Annotated in this window: 2 protein-coding genes and 1 pseudogene; all 3 read left to right on the forward strand. The window is 56.5% G+C overall.

Going from position 1 to position 3161, the window contains the following annotated elements:
• Positions 1 to 1025: phospholipase D-like domain-containing protein (locus tag KHU33_RS25840; protein WP_230414562.1), on the forward strand; the 1025-nt coding region annotated here is incomplete at its 5' end.
• 9 nt (positions 1026 to 1034) lie between these two features.
• Positions 1035 to 2633, forward strand: a complete 1599-nt coding sequence (locus KHU33_RS25845) for a tetratricopeptide repeat protein (protein ID WP_211468370.1) — start codon at positions 1035 to 1037, stop codon at positions 2631 to 2633.
• Positions 2634 to 2734: 101 nt separating this feature from the next.
• Positions 2735 to 3161, forward strand: a pseudogene (locus tag KHU33_RS25850) (sel1 repeat family protein); the annotation flags it as partial.

The following is a 3161-nucleotide window of genomic DNA, read 5'->3' on the forward strand; positions in this document are numbered from 1 at the left end:
GGTTACGCGCCAAGGGTCAGCCGCACCAGGGAGAAAGCAAGGCAGTCCCCCCCAGCCTGCCGACCACGGCGCGCGGCTCCACGATACAGATTGTGCGCACGCAACCGGAAGAAGGCGATAAAACCATTAAGAACGCCTACTTCCAGGCGACAGGCCTGGCGCGTAATTATCTGTATATAGAAAACCAGTATTTCTTTTATGAGCGCTGGGTGCGGCATCTTAAAAAGATGCGCGCCAACTTTACGCAATGGTCGCTCGATGCGGGGAAAAAATCGTGCGAATGCAAGCTGCTGCATCTGTTTGTGGTGATTCCCCAGCCGGAAGACGATGGCATGGTGCCGCGCACCTATGACACTGTGAAAAGTCTCGGCGAAGGCCACAGCATGACCGGAGCCGATCCCAGGAATCCCGCCGGGCAGCAAAGCGTGATCGAGGCTGCCCAGAAAAAATACGATGCCGACGTCGCTTACTGGAACAAGCTTAGCCCGGAACAGCAGATGGCGGAACCGGGCTTGACGCCGATCAAAGGTCCGCTGCTGCAGACCTCGGAACGGGTGCAGGAACCGGTCAAGAATCCGAAGACCGGCGAGATAGAATCCCTCGGGCTCAAAGTGCTGCTGGCACGGCTGATCACCCGCAACAATGGCCGCCCCTTGCCTAAGCAAGTTTCCAACTACCGGCAAGTCTACATCCACAGCAAACTCATGATCATTGATGATTCGTTCATCACGCTGGGCAGCGCCAACATGAATGTGCGCAGCATGGCGGGCGACAGTGAAATCAATATGACGACCGATGATGCGGTCAAGGCCGCTGAACTGCGCAAGCGGGTGTGGGGGCAACATGCGGGGGGATTTGGAGACTGCAATGGCGGGGACGGTAGCGAGAAAGCAATTGCTAATGCCTTTCAGGATTGGCAGCAATTGATGCTAAATAATTTAAAAGCCATGCCAGACAACCAGCCGATCATCGGTCATTTAATTCCCTTCCGCGACCTGCGCAAAGTCACGTTCCGACATGGTTAAGGACAAATAATGCACCGCTTACGCCACCTGATGATCTGTCTTTTACTCGCCACCTTTACTTTGAATGCCTGCTCTATGAAACCGACCTTGCCGCGCAATATGGCCTTAAAAACCTTCGATCCGCACCGAAAAGATTTCGTTTGTCAATATGAGGTCAACAACGTGCCGCCGATTGACGCCCAGGCGGAAGCCTGGTTTCAGGAAGGTTTGCGTATTACCAGCCGCGATTTGCCGCCGAAGCAGCGCAACTACCCGAAAGCGGTAGAACTGTGGCAGCAAGCCGCGAACAAGAAGCACTGGAAAGCAATGATGAACTTGGCGGGGGTGCTCATTAATGGCGATGGCTTTGCGCCTTACGAAGTCGCTGCCGATCCGGAACGCGCGGTGCAAATTGTAGAGCAAGGAATGCAGCTGGGTATTCCGGCGGCCTTTGATCTGATGGGCAGCTTCCACCAAAACAGCGCGGGTGTCACCGGCGATATGAGCCGTGCCTATGGCTTGTGGGAATTGGCGGCGGATAAGGGCAGCCCGAGTGCGCAGACGTTTTTAGGGAGAGCACTTGATGCATCCTATGACAACCCGCAAGAAGGGTTCTGGGGGAACCGGGAAGTAGGACGAAAAATGCTGGAATGTGCTTTTGCGCAAGGCTACGGCAAAGGGGCCTTAGAGCTTGGTTTGACATTAAATGTAATAGATAAGAATTACGTCCGCGCACTTAAAGTCTTTCACGAAGGCGTCAAAATGGGATGTGAGGAATGTGCAAATTATCTTTCCTCCAGTTTTCGCCACCATGATGACCCTCTTACCAATAATTTCATCGACACCGCCCGTTCCGAACGTTACGGTGCTTTAGGCGATGCGCTCTATCACAACCCCGATCTGCGTTTCCCTAACCTCGATAAAATCCTGCCGCTGCCTCCCGCAACACTCCCCCAATGGGACAGCAAGATCGAATCCCTGATCAACGCCGCCAAGCCGGTCATGCCTGCGCCGCCACCGCCGGCAGCCACGCCGGGGGCCAACCTGTCCGGCCGCGCCCACATTCCGCAAGGCTGGGTGCTGCCGAAAGAGGCCGTGCCGCCGGCTGCTGAAACAAGCGATGGCAGACAAGTCACGTCGCAATATGAAAGCACCACTGCTCGCTTCAGTGGCTACTGGCTGCCGCAACTGCTCAGTCCACGTACCCAAGAGCATCGCCTCTGGGATCAAAACCAGGTTCCGCAACGGTATGCGCGCGGTGAACCGTTTGCCGACCTGCGCGCCGGCCTGACCCAGAATGACGGCCGCATCATGTGGCATTACATGGGCCTCCCGCAACAAGTGCCGCCACGGGCATTGCCGGCCCAACTGCTTGGCGGCCTGTGGCGCGTGGCGCAGGCCAATCCGGCCGCGATGACCTTGTGCAACGGCGCCGAGCCGTGTCCGCACAGCGGCGTCTGGCAACCGACGCTGGCGGCGGAACACCCGCTCAAATCGCTGGTGAACTGGCGCTGGCGGCAGGCCGCTGTCGTGCAGGGGCAGCGTTTTCCGGAACCGGATAAAGATTGGCTGATAGCGGTAGATAGCCATCTGGTGACCTGGCAACTGATAGAGGCGGCCAGCGCATGAATCGTCTTCCCGCACTTGAGCATAAGGGTAGCCCATGCCCCGGTTTCTGCCGCTCGATGCTTTGTTTTTTGCTTGTCACGGTCACGCTGAATGCCTGTTCCATGAAACCGACCTTACCGCGCAATATGGCTTTAAAAGCCTTCGATCCGCACCGCAAAGATTTTACTTGTCAGTACGAGGTTAACAACGTGCCGCCGATTGATGCGCAGGCGGAAGCCTGGTTTCAGGAAGGTTTGCGTATTACCAGCCGTGATTTGCCGCCGAAGCAACGCAACTACCCGAAAGCGATAGAACTGTGGCAACAAGCCGCGAATAAGCAGCACTGGAAAGCGATGATGAATCTGGCAGGGGTACTCATTAATGGCGATGGCTTTGCGCCTTACGAAGTCGCCGCCGACCCGGAACGGGCAGTACAGATTGTGGAGCAAGGGATGCTGCTGGGTATTCCGGCGGCCTTTGACCTGATGGGCAGCTTCCATCAAAACAGCGCGGGTGTCACCGGCGATATGAGCCGCGCCTATGGCTTTT

Source organism: Collimonas silvisoli, assembly GCF_018305005.1.
Taxonomy (GTDB): domain Bacteria; phylum Pseudomonadota; class Gammaproteobacteria; order Burkholderiales; family Burkholderiaceae_D; genus Collimonas; species Collimonas silvisoli.